General features: G+C 61.2%; 1 protein-coding gene. It reads left to right on the top strand.

Features of this window, described 5'->3' with window-relative positions; genetic code table 11:
* Positions 1–91 precede the first annotated feature (91 nt).
* Positions 92–1045, top strand: coding sequence for an IS30 family transposase (locus ACFPPB_RS20290; RefSeq protein ID WP_377330473.1), 954 nt, complete (start codon positions 92–94; stop codon positions 1043–1045).
* Positions 1046–1052 lie beyond the last annotated feature (7 nt).

Genomic DNA, 1052 nt, shown 5'->3' with positions numbered 1-1052 from the left:
CGGATTCAATTTAGAAGTGCATCACTCCAGCCCCGGGAAGTAGCGCAGGTGCGGTAGCCTGCGCAGCTTCACCGCCAAGTGGAACTGCACATTGAGCTACACGCACCTGAGCCAGGACGAACGCTACCAGATTCAGCACCTGCACCGTGGAGGTTTCTCCATGAGCGAGATCGCAGAGCAACTTCAGCGTAATCCCAGCACGATCCGTCGGGAGCTGGGTCGCAACACATACGGTGTGGAGCGCTACGACGCGCGCCAGGCGCACCGTCGTAGTGCCTGGCGGTGGCAAGCGGCAAGCGTGCTACCGCACATCCAGAGCGATGTGTGGCCTCTTGTCGAAGCACGCCTTGCCGAGGGTTTAAGTCCCGAGCAAATCACCGGCGAAGGGCGGGTGGCCATCAGCCATGAACGCATCTATCAACACATCGCACGGGACCGTCAGCGCGGTGGCACCTTGTGGCATCACCTGCGCTGTCGCAAGCGGCGACGTCGTGCACGCTGCGGCACACCACGGCAACGTCAGCGCTTCGGTGGCCGACGTATCGCAGAGCGACCGGCCATCGTCCAGACACGCCAACGCGTCGGTGATTGGGAGGGCGACACCATCGTCGGCCAGGGCACCGCTCGCCTGGTCACGCTGGTCGAGCGCAAGTCAGGACTGCTGCGCGTGCGCCGCATCGCGACGGGCGAAGCTGATCTGACGATGCGTGCGGTTATCCAGTCACTCCATCCGTTAGCCGTCCGAGTGCACACCATCACCTGGGACAACGGTAGCGAGTTCGCCGAGCATGCCTTGATCGATATCGCGCTCGGGGCCAAGAGCTACTTCGCAGATCCCTACTCCTCCTGGCAACGCGGCTCCAACGAGAACACCAACGGGCTCTTACGGCAGTACTTCCCCAAGGGCTGCGATCTGAGTGCCTTCTCCGAGGCTTACATCCAGAGCATTGAAGACAAGCTCAACCAGCGACCCAGAAAACGGCTACGCTTCCACTCTCCTCAGCAGATCTTCGATAAGTCTTTCAAACGCGCACTTCCTAATTGAATCGGCG

It is taken from the genome of Rhodanobacter terrae (assembly GCF_042657005.1).
Classification (GTDB): Bacteria; Pseudomonadota; Gammaproteobacteria; order Xanthomonadales; family Rhodanobacteraceae; genus Rhodanobacter; species Rhodanobacter terrae.
Note: the sequence above shows the minus strand (reverse complement) of the source record. Positions and strands in the feature narration are given on the sequence as shown.